General features: G+C 38.3%; 14 protein-coding genes. 5 read left to right on the top strand and 9 right to left on the bottom strand.

Annotated features, from left to right (window positions below; genetic code table 11):
• The first annotated feature begins 44 nt into the window (after positions 1–44).
• Together IPP32_07000 and IPP32_06995 are read left to right on the top strand one after the other, a co-directional pair.
• A complete protein-coding gene (locus IPP32_07000; GenBank protein ID MBL0047826.1) occupies positions 45–3167 on the top strand; it encodes a tetratricopeptide repeat protein in 3123 nt (1040 codons plus the stop codon).
• 67 nt (positions 3168–3234) lie between these two features.
• Complete coding sequence (locus tag IPP32_06995; GenBank protein MBL0047825.1) at positions 3235–4941, top strand: hypothetical protein; 1707 nt, start codon at positions 3235–3237, stop codon at positions 4939–4941.
• A gap of 31 nt (positions 4942–4972) precedes the next feature.
• Here IPP32_06995 and IPP32_06990 read toward each other — a convergent pair whose 3' ends face one another.
• From IPP32_06990 to IPP32_06980, 3 genes are all read right to left on the bottom strand, one after another.
• The gene (locus IPP32_06990; GenBank protein MBL0047824.1) at positions 4973–5239 is read right to left on the bottom strand and encodes a hypothetical protein; all 267 of its coding nucleotides are present in this window, start codon (positions 5237–5239) and stop codon (positions 4973–4975) included.
• A gap of 159 nt (positions 5240–5398) precedes the next feature.
• Complete coding sequence (locus tag IPP32_06985) at positions 5399–5695, bottom strand: hypothetical protein (GenBank protein ID MBL0047823.1); 297 nt, start codon at positions 5693–5695, stop codon at positions 5399–5401.
• Between the two features lie 59 nt (positions 5696–5754).
• Entirely contained in the window at positions 5755–6384 is a 630-nt protein-coding gene (locus IPP32_06980) for a hypothetical protein (protein MBL0047822.1), read from the bottom strand.
• 205 nt (positions 6385–6589) lie between these two features.
• Here IPP32_06980 and gyrB point away from each other — a divergent pair, with 205 nt between their 5' ends.
• Positions 6590–8554 (top strand): DNA topoisomerase (ATP-hydrolyzing) subunit B, encoded by a 1965-nt coding sequence (gene gyrB / locus IPP32_06975; GenBank protein MBL0047821.1) that lies wholly within the window; start codon positions 6590–6592, stop codon positions 8552–8554.
• Between the two features lie 99 nt (positions 8555–8653).
• On the opposite strand, the gene IPP32_06970 is transcribed toward gyrB, so the two are convergent.
• From IPP32_06970 to IPP32_06960, 3 genes are all read right to left on the bottom strand, one after another.
• On the bottom strand, positions 8654–9793 hold the full coding sequence (locus tag IPP32_06970; GenBank protein MBL0047820.1) for an acyl-CoA dehydrogenase: 1140 nt from the start codon (positions 9791–9793) through the stop codon (positions 8654–8656).
• Positions 9794–9839: 46 nt separating this feature from the next.
• Complete coding sequence (locus IPP32_06965; GenBank protein MBL0047819.1) at positions 9840–11852, bottom strand: urocanate hydratase; 2013 nt, start codon at positions 11850–11852, stop codon at positions 9840–9842.
• Positions 11853–11926: 74 nt separating this feature from the next.
• Positions 11927–12109: a hypothetical protein gene (locus tag IPP32_06960; protein MBL0047818.1), complete on the bottom strand. Its 183-nt coding sequence runs from the start codon at positions 12107–12109 to the stop codon at positions 11927–11929.
• 26 nt (positions 12110–12135) lie between these two features.
• Here IPP32_06960 and IPP32_06955 point away from each other — a divergent pair, with 26 nt between their 5' ends.
• A complete protein-coding gene (locus IPP32_06955) occupies positions 12136–13092 on the top strand; it encodes a 1-aminocyclopropane-1-carboxylate deaminase/D-cysteine desulfhydrase (protein MBL0047817.1) in 957 nt (318 codons plus the stop codon).
• 1 nt (position 13093) lies between these two features.
• On the opposite strand, the gene IPP32_06950 is transcribed toward IPP32_06955, so the two are convergent.
• Positions 13094–13816: a DUF4412 domain-containing protein gene (locus IPP32_06950; GenBank protein MBL0047816.1), complete on the bottom strand. Its 723-nt coding sequence runs from the start codon at positions 13814–13816 to the stop codon at positions 13094–13096.
• A gap of 159 nt (positions 13817–13975) precedes the next feature.
• Here IPP32_06950 and IPP32_06945 point away from each other — a divergent pair, with 159 nt between their 5' ends.
• Positions 13976–14938, top strand: a complete 963-nt coding sequence (locus IPP32_06945; protein ID MBL0047815.1) for a glucosaminidase domain-containing protein — start codon at positions 13976–13978, stop codon at positions 14936–14938.
• Position 14939: 1 nt separating this feature from the next.
• On the opposite strand, the gene rlmB is transcribed toward IPP32_06945, so the two are convergent.
• Complete coding sequence (rlmB, locus tag IPP32_06940; protein MBL0047814.1) at positions 14940–15638, bottom strand: 23S rRNA (guanosine(2251)-2'-O)-methyltransferase RlmB; 699 nt, start codon at positions 15636–15638, stop codon at positions 14940–14942.
• 63 nt (positions 15639–15701) lie between these two features.
• On the bottom strand, positions 15702–16976 hold the full coding sequence (locus IPP32_06935; protein MBL0047813.1) for a GWxTD domain-containing protein: 1275 nt from the start codon (positions 16974–16976) through the stop codon (positions 15702–15704).
• Between the last annotated feature and the right edge of the window lie 96 nt (positions 16977–17072).

The following is a 17072-nucleotide window of genomic DNA, read 5'->3' as shown; positions in this document are numbered from 1 at the left end:
CTTTAATCCTGAGTAATTTTAACCAATTAATATTATATGTTGATATGACAAAGTCCCGTGCGATTTGCGCTGCGCTAATTTTTCTGCTCAGTTTAATTTATGCTCCTCCTTCCAGCGCTCAAAAAACGATAATCTATACCGACAAGGATGCGGATTTTAAATTGGGCATGGAGCTCTTTGCAAAAGAAAAATATGGAGCTGCTCAAAAAGTTTTTCAAAAAGTAATCGAATCCGCAAAACCTCAAACAGAAGAACGAGTAGATGCAGAGTATTACACAGCTATTTGTGCTCTTGAGTTATTTAATGATGACGCTGAATATTTGCTCACGCAATTTGTCCAAAAGCATCCTGAAAGTAAACATATCAAAATGGCCTATTTCAATATGGGTAACTTCCAATATCGCAAAAAACGATTTAAAGAAGCAATCGTTTATTATGAAAAAGTAGAGCCTTCGCAGTTATCGAACTCCCAACTTTCTGATTATTACTTTAAGCTTGGTTACAGCTATTTTTCGAAACAAGCGTATGAAAAAGCACAAAAATTATTTTTTGAAATTAAAGATGTCGATAACAAATATGCGGCTCCTGCAACTTACTATTACTCACATATTGCTTATTTAAATAAAAATTACGAAACCGCACAAAAGGGATTTTTAAAGCTTTCAGGGAATCCAAATTTTGGTCCACTTGTGCCTTACTACATTGCTCAAATTTATTATATGCAGGGCAAGTATGATGAGGTTATTTCTTACGCACCCGGACTTCTCGATTCAGCGAATGTGAAGCGCGCACCCGAAATTGCGCATTTGTTGGGTGATGCGTATTACAAAAAAAATAAATACAAAGAAGCCATTCCTTACTTCGAAAAATACCTCAAACAAGCAGGAAAAGTTTCGCGCGAAGATTCCTATCAAATTGCTTACGCGTACTACAAATCAAAAGACTTTGCAAAAGCCATTGAGAATTTTAAAAAATCTATTAAGGAAGAAGACAGCCTCACTCAAATGGCTCACTACCATTTGGCCGATTGCTACATCAACACAAACAATAAACAATTTGCCCGCAATTCCATGCAAGTGGCATCTAAATTAAATTTTGACCCCGAAATAAAAGAAGACGCTCTTTTCACTTTTGCTAAATTAGCTTTCGAACTTTCTTATAATCCTTACCAAGAAGCAATTACTGCATTTGAAAACTACATCAGTCAATATCCAAATTCCCCTCGTTTGGATGAAGCATATAAGTATTTGGTGAATGTATACCTCACTACCAAAAACTACAAAGACGCGCTAACTTCGATTGAAAAAATAAAACAAAAATCGCAGGACATGCAATTTGCGTATCAAAAAATTGCTTACTACCGTGCCGTAGAATTGTTTAATGACAAGAGTTTGGAAAGTTCGATTTTGAATTTTGAAAAGGCTCTACAATATCCCAAAGACAAAAACCTAAATGCCTTAAGTCACTACTGGAAAGGCGAAGCATATTACCGATTAAATAAATATACAGAAGCGATAGGTGCCTATAAAACATTTTTGTTTGAACCGGGAGCTGCCTTGCAACCCGTATTTAAAACCGTGAACTATAATTTGGGATATGCTTATTTTAAATTAAACGACTACGCAAATTCAATCGTGTGGTTTCGCAAATACGTTGGTACTCCGGATGCTGAGCAACAAGATGCAAAAAAATTGAATGATGCATATACCCGCATAGGTGATGCATATTTTGTTACAAAAGATTATAGCAACGCCATCGATTATTACAATCATGCATCTAAAATTTCATCCCTGAATAACGATTATGTGCTTTATCAAAAAGCAAGCGCCATGGGCGTGTTAACCAAATTTGGGGATAAAATAGAAACACTTCAAACGCTTATTAATCAATACCCAAAATCAACTTACAGCGATGATGCCAAATACGAGTTGGCAAATGCTTATTTGGTACAAAATCAAAACGACAAAGCGCTGGGTATATTGAGTAAAATGGTGGATGAATATCCCAATAGCAGCTATGTAAAAAAATCACTTTTGAAAATGGCTTTGATCTACTACAATAGTGATCAAAACAAAATGGCGCTGGAGTTAAACAAACGCATAATTGCAGATTACCCAAAGAGCTCGGAAGCGCGAGAAGCACTTACAAATATGCGCACCATCTATGTGGAGACTTCGAATATCGCTGAATTTGAAGATTATTTAAAAACACAATCCATAAACATAAGCGCATCAGCCTTAGATAGCGCCATGTACGAATCAGCAGAATTGCGCTATGTAAAAGGTGATTGCGACAATGCTTCCACCGATTTTGCTGCATACCTCGCTAAATATCCAAATGCTTACTTCAAACTGAATGCAAATTTTTATAAAGCTGAATGTGATTTTAAAAAAGGTTTTTTTGTGGAAGCACTCAAAGGATATGTGTTTGTTACGGAACAAGCCAAAAGCAATTTTACTGAAAAAGCGCTTATAAAATCTGCTTTTATAAATTATAAAAAAGAGAATTTTTCGGATGCTTTGGCTGCCTATTTGAAACTTGAGGAACTGGCTGAAATTCCTGCGAATATTATGGAAGCACGAATTGGACAAATGCGTTGCAATTTTAAATTGCAACATTTTGATGCCGCCATAACAGCCGCAAAAAAATTAATTGCAATGGAAAAAACGAGTAACGAAATAATTCATGAATCGCATTTAATTTCCGCCAAATCCTATCAAGCAAGCGGAAATGACTCTTTGGCTATGGATGAGTTTAAAATTACTACCAACCTTACAAAAAGTGAAATGGGTGCAGAAGCCAAATACAACATTGCTTTACTTCAATATAAAAAGAGCGATTATGCCGGCTCGGTTAAAACGATAGATGAAATAATAAAACAAGTTCCTTCTTACGATTACTGGATTGCAAAGAGTTTTATTCTTTGGGCGGATAACTATGTTGCCATGAAAGATAATTTTCAAGCCAAAGCAACACTTCAAAGTATCATTGACAATGCCGACAATCAAGACCTAATAAAGGAAGCAAAAGATAAACTCGATGGAATTAATAAAGCCGAAGCGGATGCCGATGCAGCGCACAAACCTGAATTAATTGAGATTCCATTTGAAGAGAGCAAATTGGAAAACATGCAATTGTTTAACGATACTTTAAACAAACAAGAGTAAGTCCTAATTTGATACAAAAAAAATGAAATTGATTATGCCTATATCCCAGCTTTTAATATCCAATAAGATGACTAAATTACACACCCTAATACTTTCCTTTTTCATGCTAATGGCTTCACTTTGTGGGAACGATGTGCTGGCACAAAATGATAAAAAAGAAGGAGACGATTTGGGTACCGAACAAGTGAATGTAATTCAAGATTACAAACCAACGATTGTGGATGCAGTAAAACTAAATGACAATCCGAGCATCAACGATTCAACCCCTAAAAGCCCTAAACTCACCTATACTTTTTTGGCCAAAAAGTTTGACAAAAATTTTGAGTTAGAGCCAATTGCTGCAGCAAAAATGAAAGGCGAACCCTTAACAAAATTGTATAACAGTTATGTAAAAGTTGGATTAGGAACTTACACTACCCCCTATCTTGAAGCCTTCGTTAACAATTTACGAAAAAAAGAATATTCGCTTGGGGCACATGCCAAACACCTTTCCTCTACTTATAGCAGCAAAAATAACGGTTATGCAGGATTTAGCGATAATGAAATTGGAGCTTTCGGAAAATATTTTGTGAAAGAAAATGTGGTTTCAGCTGCGCTTGACTATAACTACAATGGAATGCATTATTACGGGGTGGACAGGCTTTTCAGTGATACGGTGCTCAAGAAAAAACAAACTGAACAAGCGTATGGAAACTTTGGGATAGTAGCCAAATTGCTAAGTACCCATCATGATTCAGACAAAATGAATTATGAAGCCAATTTAAAATACTACAATTTTACGGAACAAGGCCCCGCTTTAGAAAACAATTTCTTTGTAGATGCTACCTTAAGCAAATTTGTAAAATCCGAATTATTTGGAGGCAATGTGGCAGTTGATTACTATAGCAATAAAAACTCCTTATCTGAATTTAGCGAAGCGCTTGTTTCTATTGCTCCTTTCGTGAAAGCCGCTCAAGAAAAATGGGAGGCCACTTTGGGAATAAAAGTAACGATTGAGTCCACTGCGGGAAAAACACATTTCTTCCCTAACTTGCATGCTAAATATAATTTGGTTGATAATATTTTGGCGGTGTACTTAGATGTGGATGGAAAAACAGAACGCAACAGTTATAAAAAATTGGCCACTGAAAATCCCTTTATTTTATCATCACTTCCTATCGAAAACTCAACAACCCCCTTTAACGCAACGCTCGGCTTACGCGGCAATTTCAGCTCCGAAATATCCTTTCATGTTTCCGGTACTTACGCGAGCTTAAAGAACACACCCTTGTTCGTGAACTATGCTTTAAATTTTGAACAAAGCCGTTTCACCGTACTTTACGACGATGCCAATTATTTTAATGTACATGGTGAATTAGCTTATACCACAACCGATAAATTTCGCTTAGGAGGGAAAATCGATTATTTCAATTATGCCATGGAAAATGAAGCGCAAGCTTGGCATAAGCCCTCTCTGCAACTTGCCTTTACGGGGAAGTATAATTTACAAGATAAAATATGGATTATGGCAGATGTGTTTACAATTAATAAACAATATGCTAAAATATCGGAGTTTACCGGCTTTACTCCTGTTGGAAATCAACCACTTATTGCTGAAAGCACTCGCGAATTAAAAGGAATAACGGATGTAAATATTGGCGTGGAATACCTTTATAACAAACGCTTGTCGGCTTTTGTAAAGTTTAATAATATAGCTGCTTACAGGTATTACCGTTGGAATAATTATCCTACCCAGCGCTTTAATTTATTGGCAGGAATTAGCTACTCGTTTTAAGGTTATGTTGTATTAAAAAGGGCGGCAATTATTATTTTTTTGCCGCCTTTTTTTTGTTGATGTCTGCATCAATTTTCTTAACCGTTTTCTCTACTCCAACTGCTGTTTTTTCTGAAATTTTTTTAATGTTCTTGCCGCTTTCTTTAGCTACATACTCTACATTTTTTGCAGCCTTTTTACTCACCACTTTTGTATTGTGTTTAATGTCTTGTTTTAGTTTATCGTTTATTGCACCATGTGCAAAGGCGATGCTGAATAAGGCTATTGATAGGCTTGCAAGAACTGTTGAAGTTTTCATTTTGGTTGTAGAATATTTGTTTTTAAATGAGAAGCTGTTTACTTTATTTAATAGTTATGATGGGTCGATATAAAGTTCAATGTGCTGCTAATCGTTAGCAAAATTAAAAAACCTCCCTGAAATTTCAGAGAGGCTTTTCACACTAAACCTAACCACTATCTATTTGCCTTTATTTTCTTTGTATCGTTTATCCGGAGTTCCATCCTTTTTTAACTTTTTATTTTCTTTGTATCGCTTATCCGGCGTCCCATCCGCTTTTGTTTTGGTGTTTCCTTTAGAAACTGCTACAGCCTTTTCATTTTTTCGTGTAGCCTGATTTTCAGCTTTCATTTTATCCTTCTGCTCTTTCCTTTCTGATTTCATCTCTTGCTTTGAATCCTTTTTAGTTTCTTGTGCCAAAGCTGTCGAAAACCATCCCAATCCAAGGAAGGCAGCAATCATTAGTAATTTTTTCATGTGATTTGTTTTTACTTGTTTGTGATTATTGATTTTATTTTTCGCAACAACAATGCCAATTATTTTGCATAATAATCATCGGTGGTGCTTTTAACGTTTATTTTATTTTCCTTCTCTGCTTGCTGAATGATGTATCGATAGCGATCAATCTTTCGCCAGTTTCGTGCTTGCTTGTTAAAGCGATCGTAAAAATAAGTAACGGGATGATACAATTCACTTACATTGTATAGCAAATTTTTATTTTTAATCATAGCCCTTCGACTCAACTCCTCAAAAGCAGCCAAGCTATCGGCACTAAAATAACGGTCAAACTCCTTTTTCAATTTGGCTTGATACGTTGGGTCTCTAAAAACGAATGTTTTTAATTCGATGGTATCATTACTCATCAATATCTGCGTATTGTAATTCAGCGCAAGCAAATCACGCTTAAAATAGAAATAACGAGGTTGATATCCCACCGAGGTAAATGAAATGGTATCGCCCAAACGCATCACTATGCTAAAATTGCCAAATGAATTACTACTGGTACCCTGTTTCGAGCGTGTATTTAAAACATTGCAATTCGAAACGGGCAATAAGCTATCCTTTGTTAAAATATATCCACTTAGGGTAGCTTTGGGTAATGCATTTTCAAGCACTTGTGAAAAGGAGCAAAAAGTCAAGGCCAATTGACTACAAAAAAATACCAAAAAAAACAAATTTTTCACCCCTGTTTTCACCCCAATTTTAGTTGCGAACGAAAGTATTCTTTTTTTATTGTTTGAATTGCTAATTTTTGTGAAATATTTGTTAATAAAATACCTGATTTTGTTAGTACTTCACGATTTTTACTGAGATATAAATAGTATATTTGTTTTCTATAAAAAATCACGTAAAAATTAGTCAAAATAAGTAATGGAAGAAACGATAACAGCAAAAGTGAAAAACGACGATTATTCAGCAGATAGTATTCAGGTATTGGAAGGATTGGAAGCGGTGCGTAAACGCCCTTCGATGTACATTGGAGATACCGGTTTTAAAGGACTTCACCATTTGGTATACGAAGTTGTAGATAACTCTATTGATGAGGCTTTGGCCGGACATTGTAACAGTATCGAAGTCTTTATCAACGAGGATAACTCAATAACAGTTAAAGATAACGGCCGCGGAATCCCTACCGATTACCACGAAAAGGAAAAGAAAAGTGCCTTGGAAGTGGTTATGACAGTGCTTCATGCCGGTGGTAAATTTGATAAAGATTCCTATAAAGTTTCCGGAGGTTTGCACGGGGTAGGTGTAAGTTGCGTGAATGCACTTTCTACCCACTTAAAAGTGGTGGTAAACCGTAATGGCAAAATGTACACCCAAGAATACAGCATTGGTAAGCCTTTGTTTGATGTAAAAGAAATTGGGACCACTGATAAAAGAGGTACTGAAACAACTTTTAAACCGGATGGCAGTATTTTTACAACCACCGAATACAGTTACGATACTCTTTCCTCTCGTTTGCGTGAACTAGCCTTCTTAAATAAAGGTATAACCTTACAAATTACCGATTTACGTGAGAAAGATGATGCAGGAGTAAATCCGACAGATACCTTTTTATCGCAAGGCGGATTACGTGAATTTGTGGAATACCTTGATGCCACCCGCGAAAAGCTGATTGATGAGCCTATCTATATGGAAGGCGATAAAGGCGGTATTCCGGTGGAAGTTGCCATGATGTACAATTCTTCCTTTTCGGAAAACTTACATTCCTATGTAAATAACATTAATACACACGAAGGTGGAACACACTTAGCCGGCTTCCGCAGAGGTTTAACACGCACCTTGAAGAATTATGCTGAAAAATCAGGCATGCTCTCCAAAGTAAAAATCGAAATTGCCGGGGATGACTTCCGTGAAGGTTTAACTGCTGTTATTTCTGTGAAAGTGCAGGAACCGCAGTTTGAAGGCCAAACCAAAACAAAACTCGGAAACAACGAAGTAATGGGTGCTGTTGATCAGGCGGTGAGTGAAATGCTTACCAATTACCTCGAAGAGCATCCAAAACAAGCTAAAATGATTGTGGATAAGGTAATTTTAGCTGCCACAGCACGCCACGCTGCCCGAAAAGCACGTGAAATGGTGCAACGTAAAAATGTGCTTACAGGTACCGGTTTGCCCGGAAAACTTTCCGATTGCTCTGAAACCGATCCCGGACAATGCGAAATTTATTTGGTTGAGGGTGATTCGGCTGGAGGAACCGCTAAACAAGGTCGCGACCGAAAGTTTCAAGCGATTTTGCCTTTGCGTGGAAAAATCCTAAACGTGGAAAAAGCAATGATGTATAAAATCTTCGAAAACGAGGAGATTAAAAATATGTTTACTGCACTTGGAGTTTCTATTGGAACGGTGGAAGACAGCAAAGAATTAAACATCGAAAAATTACGTTACCACAAAGTAGTTATTATGACGGATGCCGATATCGACGGAAGTCACATCACTACTTTGATTCTTACCTTCTTTTTCCGTTACATGAAAGAACTAATTGAGAAAGGATACATCTACATCGCTACACCTCCACTCTATCTAGTTAAAAAAGGGAAAGAACAAATCTATTGCTGGACAGAGGATGACCGTTTAAATGCTATTGCGAAATTAGCAAGCCCGGGAAAAGAAAGCAATGTGGGAATTCAACGATACAAAGGTTTGGGTGAGATGAATGCGGAACAATTATGGGAAACAACCATGAATCCTGAATTCAGAACCTTACGCCAAGTAACCATCGATAGCGCTGCCGAAGCCGATAGAATTTTCAGCATGCTCATGGGCGATGAAGTTCCTCCACGTAGAGATTTTATTGAGAAAAATGCAAAGTATGCTAAGATTGATGCTTAGTAAATAACAAGCCAAAAAAAGACCGTTAGCCAAAACTAACGGTCTTTTTTTATGCTTTAATTTCAATTACTTAAGCCACTGAATGCTGTATATATTGCACTATGCAAGCAATGCCCTCGAAATTACTATTTTTTGAACCTCGGTAGTACCCTCATAAATTTGGGTAATTTTTGCATCACGCATTAAACGTTCCACATGGTATTCCTTCACAAAGCCATAACCACCGTGAACTTGCACCGCCTCCACCGTAACCCACATGGCCACACGCGAAGCAAAAACCTTTGCCATTGCGCTTGCGGTAGCGTAATCCTTGTGGTGATCCTTTAACCAGGCAGCTTTTAAACAAAGCATGCGCGCTGCTTCAATCTCAGTTGCCATATCGGCCAACTTAAATTGTATGGCTTGATGTTGCGAAATTTCTTTTCCAAAAGCTTTACGTTCCTTTGAGTAGGCCAGCGCTAATTCATACGCTCCCGAAGCAATACCCAATGCTTGAGAAGCAATTCCGATTCTTCCACCGGTAAGGGTTTTCATTGCAAATTTAAACCCGAAACCATCTTCTCCTATTCTATTTTCTTTGGGCACTTTCACATCTGTAAATTGAAGTGAATGTGTATCCGAACCACGAATTCCCAATTTATTTTCTTTGGCACCTACAATAAATCCGGGCATTCCCTTTTCCAAAATAAATGCATTAATACCGTGGTGTCCCTTTTCGGGATAGGTTTGCGCAATAACTAAATAAACGGAAGCACTGCTTCCATTGGTTATCCAATTTTTTGTTCCGTTTAAAAGATAATGATCTCCTTTATCCACAGCAGTGGTACGTTGCGAAGTGGCATCCGAACCTGCTTCGGGCTCCGACAAGCAAAATGCGCCGATTTGTTCCCCTTTCGCAAGGGGTAATAAATATTTTTGTTTTTGCGCTTCCGAACCAAAAGTCTCCAATCCCCAGCACACCAGTGAATTATTCACTGACATTACAACCGAACACGAAGCATCCACTTTACTAATTTCTTCCATCGCAAGTACATAGGAAATAGCATCCATACCGCCTCCGCCATATTTCGGATCCACCATCATGCCCATGAAACCAAGTTCGCCCAACTGCTTAATTTCTGCAGCCGGAAATTTTTGAAGTTCATCGCGTTCTATCACTCCGGGTTTCAATACATCGTTAGCAAAATCTCTTGCCGCCTTTTGTATCATCAAATGTTCTTCTGATAACTGAAATTGCATTTTTTTTTATATTTAATTTTGAGAGAGCGAAACTAAGAAAAACATTCTAAAGTCCTTCCAATAAATTATCCTCCACTAGGTTTGCCAGCGTTACTTTTAAACGGGGTTCCTCTTGCATGGCACGCTTAATTGCAAAAATTGCTTCCTCATTTCTAGCCCAGCTTCGACGCGCAATCCCATTGTTCACATCCCAGTGCAGCATCGACTTAAGTCTCCTATCACTATCTTCGCTTCCATCGAGCATCATACCAAATCCACCGTTAATAACTTCGCCCCAGCCAACTCCCCCACCGTTGTGAATACTTACCCAAGTGGCGCCCCTAAACGAATCGCCTATCACATTTTGTATGGCCATATCGGCAGTAAATTGGGAGCCATCGTAAATATTGGAAGTTTCACGATAAGGTGAATCTGTACCCGAAACATCATGATGATCTCGCCCTAACACAATTGGACTCGAAATTTTTCCTTCACGGATGGCTATATTGAAGGCTTTTGCGATTTTAATACGTCCTTCGGCATCTGCATAAAGAATGCGTGCTTGGGAACCAACTACCATCTTATTCTCTCCTGCAGCTTTTATCCACCTTATGTTATCATCCATTTGCTGCTGTATTTCCAGTGGCGAAGTCATTTTCATTTCCTCTAGTACAGCTTCAGCAATACGATCAGAAGTCTCCAAATCAGAAGCTTTTCCGGAAGTGCACACCCATCGGAAAGGACCAAATCCATAATCAAAACACATGGGCCCTAAAATATCTTGCACATAGGAGGGGTATTTAAATGTGCCGTCTTTCTTTACTACTGCGGCACCTGCCCTACTTGCTTCCAACAAAAATGCATTCCCGTAATCAAAGAAATACATTCCATTTTCAGCCATTTTCTCAATCGCTGTTGCATGACGAACCAGCGTTTTTTGAACTTCAGCTTTGAACTGATCCGGCTGCTCCGCCATCATTCTCTTGGACTCCTCAAACGAAATACCCGCCGGATAATAGCCTCCCGCCCAAGGATTGTGCAAGGATGTTTGATCAGAACCGAGTTCTACTTTTACCTTTTTATCCACTAATTTTTCCCATAAATCCACCACATTACCTTGGTAAGCAAGCGATACCGCTTCATTGGTTTGCCTCGCTTTTTCGATGCGGGCAATTAAAAGATCCAAATTATCGTACACTTCATCTACCCAACCTTGTGCATGGCGCACTTGCGTAGCCTTGGGATTTATTTCGGCCACTACTCCAATAGCACCGGCTATTACAGCAGCTTTTGGCTGTGCACCGCTCATACCGCCTAATCCGGCAGTTACAAATACTTTTCCTAACTCAGATACTGGTGCTTTCGAATTTTTTGCTGCAGATGCAATTTTACGTAGCGCGTTCAAAACAGTAATGGTAGTGCCATGCACAATTCCTTGCGGACCAATGTACATATAGGAGCCGGCTGTCATTTGTCCGTACTGAGTTACCCCAAGCGCATTAAATTTTTCCCAATCATCTGGCTTACTATAATTCGGAATCATCATACCGTTGGTAACCACCACCCGCGGTGCATCTTTGTGCGAGGGAAATAGACCCATTGGATGACCCGAATACATTACCAAAGTTTGCTCCTCGGTCATTTGGCTCAAATACTGCATGGTAAGCAGGTATTGCGCCCAATTCTGAAAAACCGCCCCATTTCCACCGTAAGTAATGAGTTCATGTGGATGTTGTGCAACTGCATAATCCAAATTGTTTTGAATCATTAACATGATGGCAGCGGCCTGTTTGCACACATACGGATACTCGTCGATATGGCGTGCTTTCATTTCGTAATCGGGGCGAAAACGGTACATATAAATTCGTCCGTAAGCCGTTAACTCGGCAGCAAATTCAGGTGCAAGAACCGCATGGTGTTTCTTTTCAAAATAGCGCAAAGCATTTCTGATAGCCAGTTTCCTTTCGGCTGCATTTAAAATTGCTTTACGTTTAGGCGCGTGATTGATGGTGGTATCGTAAGGTTTTGTGGGAGGTAATTCGGAAGGAATTCCTTGTTGAATTAATTCTTTAAAATTCATATATCGAAAACAGTTTCGTTTGCAAAATTCGAAATCTTAATGTTTGTTATAAACTTGATGCTCCGGTGCTCTTTTCATTTTTTGGAATCTGGAATCGGTGAACCAAAAGGGCAGTGTTTACAATTGTTGCCACAGCAATAGCCCCGTTTTAAATGATAAGCGGCAGTGAAAATAATTTTTCCATCTTCACTTAAATAATAATCTTCATTGCCGGCATTGGCTTTAGGATTGCTAGTTTCAGATTCATTTGTTGGCACGATGTGGTGTATTAAATATGTATTGGATGTACGATTCAAACAGAACAAATCGTAATATTGTTTCAAAGATACATATTGCCCTTAATTTGAAGCTTCAAATCGATAAAATAAACCATCCGCTTTGTATAAAAAAACAAGTAGAACTATCCCTACTTCGCCTCGATTTGATTGATTATTATTGGGGTGGGAATAAATATTTTAAGCTAAAGTATAATTTAGAAGAAGCTAAACGTCAAGGAAAAAAAACGCTGTTGAGCTTTGGGGGAGCCTATTCCAATCATATTGCAGCTACCGCAGCTGCCGGAAAAGCAGCTAATTTTAGCACCATTGGTATCATTCGTGGAGAAGCACACACGCCGCTTAATCCCACATTGGCTTTTGCCTCATCCTGTGGAATGCAATTACACTATGTGTCGAGGGAAAATTACCGTACTAAGACCGATGCTGCATTTTTGAATACGCTAAAAAATGAATTTGGTGATTATTATTTGATTCCCGAAGGTGGCTCCAATTTACTAGCCGTAAAAGGCTGTAGCGAAATTTTGGAAGGAATTACCGATTTCGACACGGTTTGTTGTGCGTGTGGAACTGGTGCTACAATGGCGGGCATTATCCTTTCCCTTTCTAAAAATCAAACTGCAATTGGCTTTGCTAGCTTAAAAGGAGCATCATTTCTGACACAGGATATTCAAAATTTTATTTTGGAGTATAAACAGCTTTACGAAAGGGAGCAGTTAGCTTCTGTTTCTTGGGACCTCAATACGAGGTATGATTTTGGCGGTTATGCAAAAACAAATTCTGATTTGATTTCGTTTGCCCAAAATTTTGAAAGGCAACAAGGCATTGCACTTGATTACGTATACACATCAAAAATGATGTATGGAATTTTTGATTTAATCGAAAAAAATCATTTCCCGACACACACAAAGATTTTAGCGGTGCACAGTGGTGGAGTGCAGGGTAACGCGGGTTTTGAATACTAATTTACTCTTCCTTTACAGTTTGGTCGCCCATTTGCTTAATTTCTTGCATCATGCCTTCTAGGCCGGTGGTGGGTGTTTCGGTTTTAGTGTAATAGGTCGGAACTTCAAACAAGGCCTTGTCCAAAGTTTTACTTTCGGCCTTTACGAGTTCTATTGTAATTACTCCTCCTTTACTGTCCTTCTTCACGGTTTTAACCGGAAATCCCTCAGCATTCGCAGCTAACAAGGCTTTTGCAAATGAGGCATTTCGGGTTCTCACATCGCTTTCTGATAGCGCATTGTAGGAATCATAATCAATAATTTCTTTGCTCGTCCACATTTCGGTTTCGCCCGATGCGCTTGTTATTAGCACATGTGTACACGTATAACCCAATATTTTTTCAGTACCAATTACCTTCACACTAACTTCTTTCTCCGATTTTTCGATGCGCTTGTAAGTTGATAAATCTGTTATGGAATAGGTTCCCGCGCCTTCGTTTAGAATGTAATAAAGATTGGGGCCTTCCTTTTTAAATATGCGCACGGTTTTAAAGGGTTTCATGTTGGGAGAAATTTTCATTTCTGTTTCAAGTCTTCCACCGGCAGCCGAAAAGTATAGTTTTGTAATACCCATATCCGGCTTTTCAAGTGTACTCATCTTCATTTGAATAATACCCTCAAATTGGCTTTGTGCGTAACCCGTATTTAGGAAAAGAAAAAGGACAAAACTTATAATTATGCGCATAGAGTTGTATTTTAAAGCGACTAAAGGTATTGATTGTTTTTTTCATTTTTAATAAAATTGTACAATTATAATAAACAGCAACTTGTTAAAAATAATATAAGCCAGACAAAACCGTTCAACTAAGAATAGCTTATGTTTGTTAGCCCTATACTCAATTTTATGCGCCTACACCATTCCTTACTACTTCTATTAATTGGGATTTTGTTTCCGATAGTTGCATCTGCACAAACAAATACTATTAAGTTGAGTCCGGATGAATACATCGAAAAATACAAGTATTTAGCGGTGCGTGAAATGCTGCAATCCGGCATTCCTGCTAGTATTACACTCGGGCAAGGAATTTTAGAAAGCGAGGCTGGTAACAGTTTACTGTCCTTAGGCTCCAACAATCATTTCGGAATTAAATGTCATTTAGATTGGAACGGCGATACCTTTATTCATGATGATGACAGAAAGAATGAATGCTTTCGAAAATATGAGTCTGTAGAAGCTTCGTATATTGATCACTCCCAGTTTTTACTCTCCCGAAATTGGTACAAACCGCTATTTGAACTTAAGCCAACCGACTATAAAGCTTGGGCTAAAGGATTAAAAAAAGCAGGTTATGCCACCGATAAACAATATGCTGAGAAACTCATTAAAATTATTGAGGAAAACGATTTAGCCAGTTTTGACAAGGCAACTGATTTGGCTGCGCTGCCTGCACGTAACCCGCATCCATTTACTGCGCAAGCTGCACCGATTAAAAAATCACCCATCTCCTTCGAAAATAATAGTCATTACGACATTCAAGTAAACAATGAGCGCAAATTTATTGTGGCCAAAAAAGGCGATAACATCAGCAAACTGGCGCAACATTTTGAAATGAAAGAATGGCAGTTTTACAAATACAATGATTTACCCAAAGGAGCTAGATTAAAAGTTGGTGAAATCGTTTACTTACAACCCAAACGGAATCATGCAAAAGAAGATTTTCACATTGTAAAAAACGGAGAAGACATGCGCAGTATTTCTCAAATATATTGTGTGAAATTAACCAAGCTTTACGAAAATAACTTAATGTCGTACGGCACGCAACCCAAACAAGGCGAAAAGATTTATTTGAGACGCAAGAAAGCTTAGTTTATTGTGTGCGCTGACGAATTACTTCATACAAAATTACCCCGCAGGCTACTGAAACATTTAGCGAACCAATTTCACCCAAAAGCGGAATTTTAGCGCGTGCATCGCTCAGCTTTAAATATTCTCCCGAAATTCCTTCATCTTCCGAACCCATAATGATGGCAGTAGGTTCAGTGTAATTTAAGGCGGTATAATTAGACTCTGTTTTTTCAGTACAAGCAATAATTTTCACGCCGCTTTCGCGCAGAAAAGCAAGTGTAGTTTTTAAATTTTGTGAACGGCACACTGCAATTTTGTGTAAGGCTCCTGCCGAAGTTTTAATGGCATCCGAATTTATTTGAGCAGCGCCACGGCTCGGCACAATTACTGCATCCACTCCACAGCATTCGGCTGTGCGGCAAATGGCGCCAAAGTTTCGCACGTCGGTAATGCGATCTAAAATAAGCAAGAGAGGAACCTTTCCAATTTCAAAAACATTTGGTAAAATATCCTCAATTTCCTGAAATTTTACATCTGTTACAAATGCAATTACACCTTGATGTGTTTTAGACGTTAGGCGGTTTAATTTTTCTTGTGGAACAAATTGAAAAGGAGTTTCTTTTCTTCCCATCAATTCACGCAATTCTTTAAAAACAGCCGGTGCAATTCCTTTTTGAATAAACACTTTCTCTACATCCTTATCCGATTTTAAGGCTTCCATTACCGGATGAATTCCAAAAATAAAATTTGGATTTGCATCGTGATTTTTTCTTTCCACTGCGCTTTACTTTTCGTTAATTATTTTACCCTGCCGCCATGCATCTATCATTCGAAACCAATCGTTGCGGTAATTTTCAGAACGATTTAAGACATAATCATTTTCGCTGTAGGGATTTTGCACTTTACTAAAAACAAAAGTTAGTGAACGTGCATTCTGTTCCTCACCATACATCCAGGTTTCACCATGGCTATCCCTGTAAATGGAGCTAGGTAAGCCAAAAGCAATATACACTAAGCCCCTATCGGTTTTCCATCCTTCGGTGTAGGAGCTAAAATAAGTATTGGTATTTTGAACACGGTTATAATACACCTTTAGCGAAGCTTTAGCCCTATCCATATTGCCACAATTGTTCAACCAAAAATTATCCACCGCCAATTTTTTATTCGGATTATTTTGCAACGCTTCATGTTCCTGTCGAGTGGTTAGGTATCGCAGTGGTGGCACCAATTGTGGCGCAGCGGTTAGTGCCGGATAATCTTCATGAAACACATAGAGTGTTAATCCTTCCTTTGATAAGGTATCGCTGCGAAAGTGATACATTCCTTCTCTTCTAAATTGAATGAAACCGGTAAAGGTTGCATCTAGCTCCATGCTAAATGTGCTATCCGGAAGGAGCTGCATGGGCTGTAAATTTTGAACGGAAAAAGGAGGTGAAGGAAGCGGAAAATCAGGCTTAAAATAATTTACATACAGTGTTTTTTGTGCCGAATTTTTGTTGTAACAAATACCAATATTTTCATCTGCATGCACTTGATTGCGAAATAAAAATTGCCCTGATTTTCGATTGGTAACCTTAAAATTTTGTGGGGTGTTTAAAGTTGATTTATCAATCTCCACATAATTCAGCGCAGACTGGTTACGATTTAAATCGCTTAATACTACTTCCATCACATAGTGATTAGGATAGCTGGAATTCACTTCAAAAAAGCCATTCAAGTTTACCATTTCCTCTTTGCTGGCATCATCCTCCAAAAAAACCGAAGAAGAATCCAATACTTGCTTTGATTCATAAGAAGAATATAGAATATAGCTTACCGAAATTTTTGCCGAATAATTAGAATTGCCGGGACTTTTCATGTACAGTAACTCCTGAGTATTAATAGAAAAATGCAATTGCGATTTATCGGGAGAAGTATGGTAAATGCTATAGTGAGGATGCAATACCTGCGCATCCTTTTCGTAAGTAAATGCCAAATTTTGATTGGCAATTTTTGCAGTTTGATAACAACCGCTCCACAAAAGTAAAATCGAAAAAAGTGCTACAAATAACCTGTACATACGCTATTGAGGAAGTGTAATTTTAGCTGTTGATACTGTGAATCGCTCTTAATTAAGCGCGGTAAAGATAAGGAATTGATTGTTGTGAATGAGTGG

This window comes from Bacteroidota bacterium (assembly GCA_016721765.1).
In the GTDB taxonomy this organism is placed as follows: Bacteria; Bacteroidota; Bacteroidia; order UBA4408; family UBA4408; genus UBA4408.
Note: the sequence above shows the minus strand (reverse complement) of the source record. Positions and strands in the feature narration are given on the sequence as shown.

Coding starts and splice junctions, on each gene's coding strand:
- IPP32_07000 (MBL0047826.1), top strand. CDS start 45: ATGACAAAGTCCCGTGCGATTTGCGCTGCGCTAATTTTTCTGCTCAGT.
- IPP32_06995 (MBL0047825.1), top strand. CDS start 3,235: ATGACTAAATTACACACCCTAATACTTTCCTTTTTCATGCTAATGGCT.
- IPP32_06990 (MBL0047824.1), bottom strand. CDS start 5,239: ATGAAAACTTCAACAGTTCTTGCAAGCCTATCAATAGCCTTATTCAGC.
- IPP32_06985 (MBL0047823.1), bottom strand. CDS start 5,695: ATGAAAAAATTACTAATGATTGCTGCCTTCCTTGGATTGGGATGGTTT.
- gyrB (MBL0047821.1), top strand. CDS start 6,590: ATGGAAGAAACGATAACAGCAAAAGTGAAAAACGACGATTATTCAGCA.
- IPP32_06970 (MBL0047820.1), bottom strand. CDS start 9,793: ATGCAATTTCAGTTATCAGAAGAACATTTGATGATACAAAAGGCGGCA.
- IPP32_06965 (MBL0047819.1), bottom strand. CDS start 11,852: ATGAATTTTAAAGAATTAATTCAACAAGGAATTCCTTCCGAATTACCT.
- IPP32_06955 (MBL0047817.1), top strand. CDS start 12,136: ATGTACGATTCAAACAGAACAAATCGTAATATTGTTTCAAAGATACAT.
- IPP32_06950 (MBL0047816.1), bottom strand. CDS start 13,816: ATGCGCATAATTATAAGTTTTGTCCTTTTTCTTTTCCTAAATACGGGT.
- IPP32_06945 (MBL0047815.1), top strand. CDS start 13,976: ATGCGCCTACACCATTCCTTACTACTTCTATTAATTGGGATTTTGTTT.
- rlmB (MBL0047814.1), bottom strand. CDS start 15,638: ATGGAAGCCTTAAAATCGGATAAGGATGTAGAGAAAGTGTTTATTCAA.
- IPP32_06935 (MBL0047813.1), bottom strand. CDS start 16,976: ATGTACAGGTTATTTGTAGCACTTTTTTCGATTTTACTTTTGTGGAGC.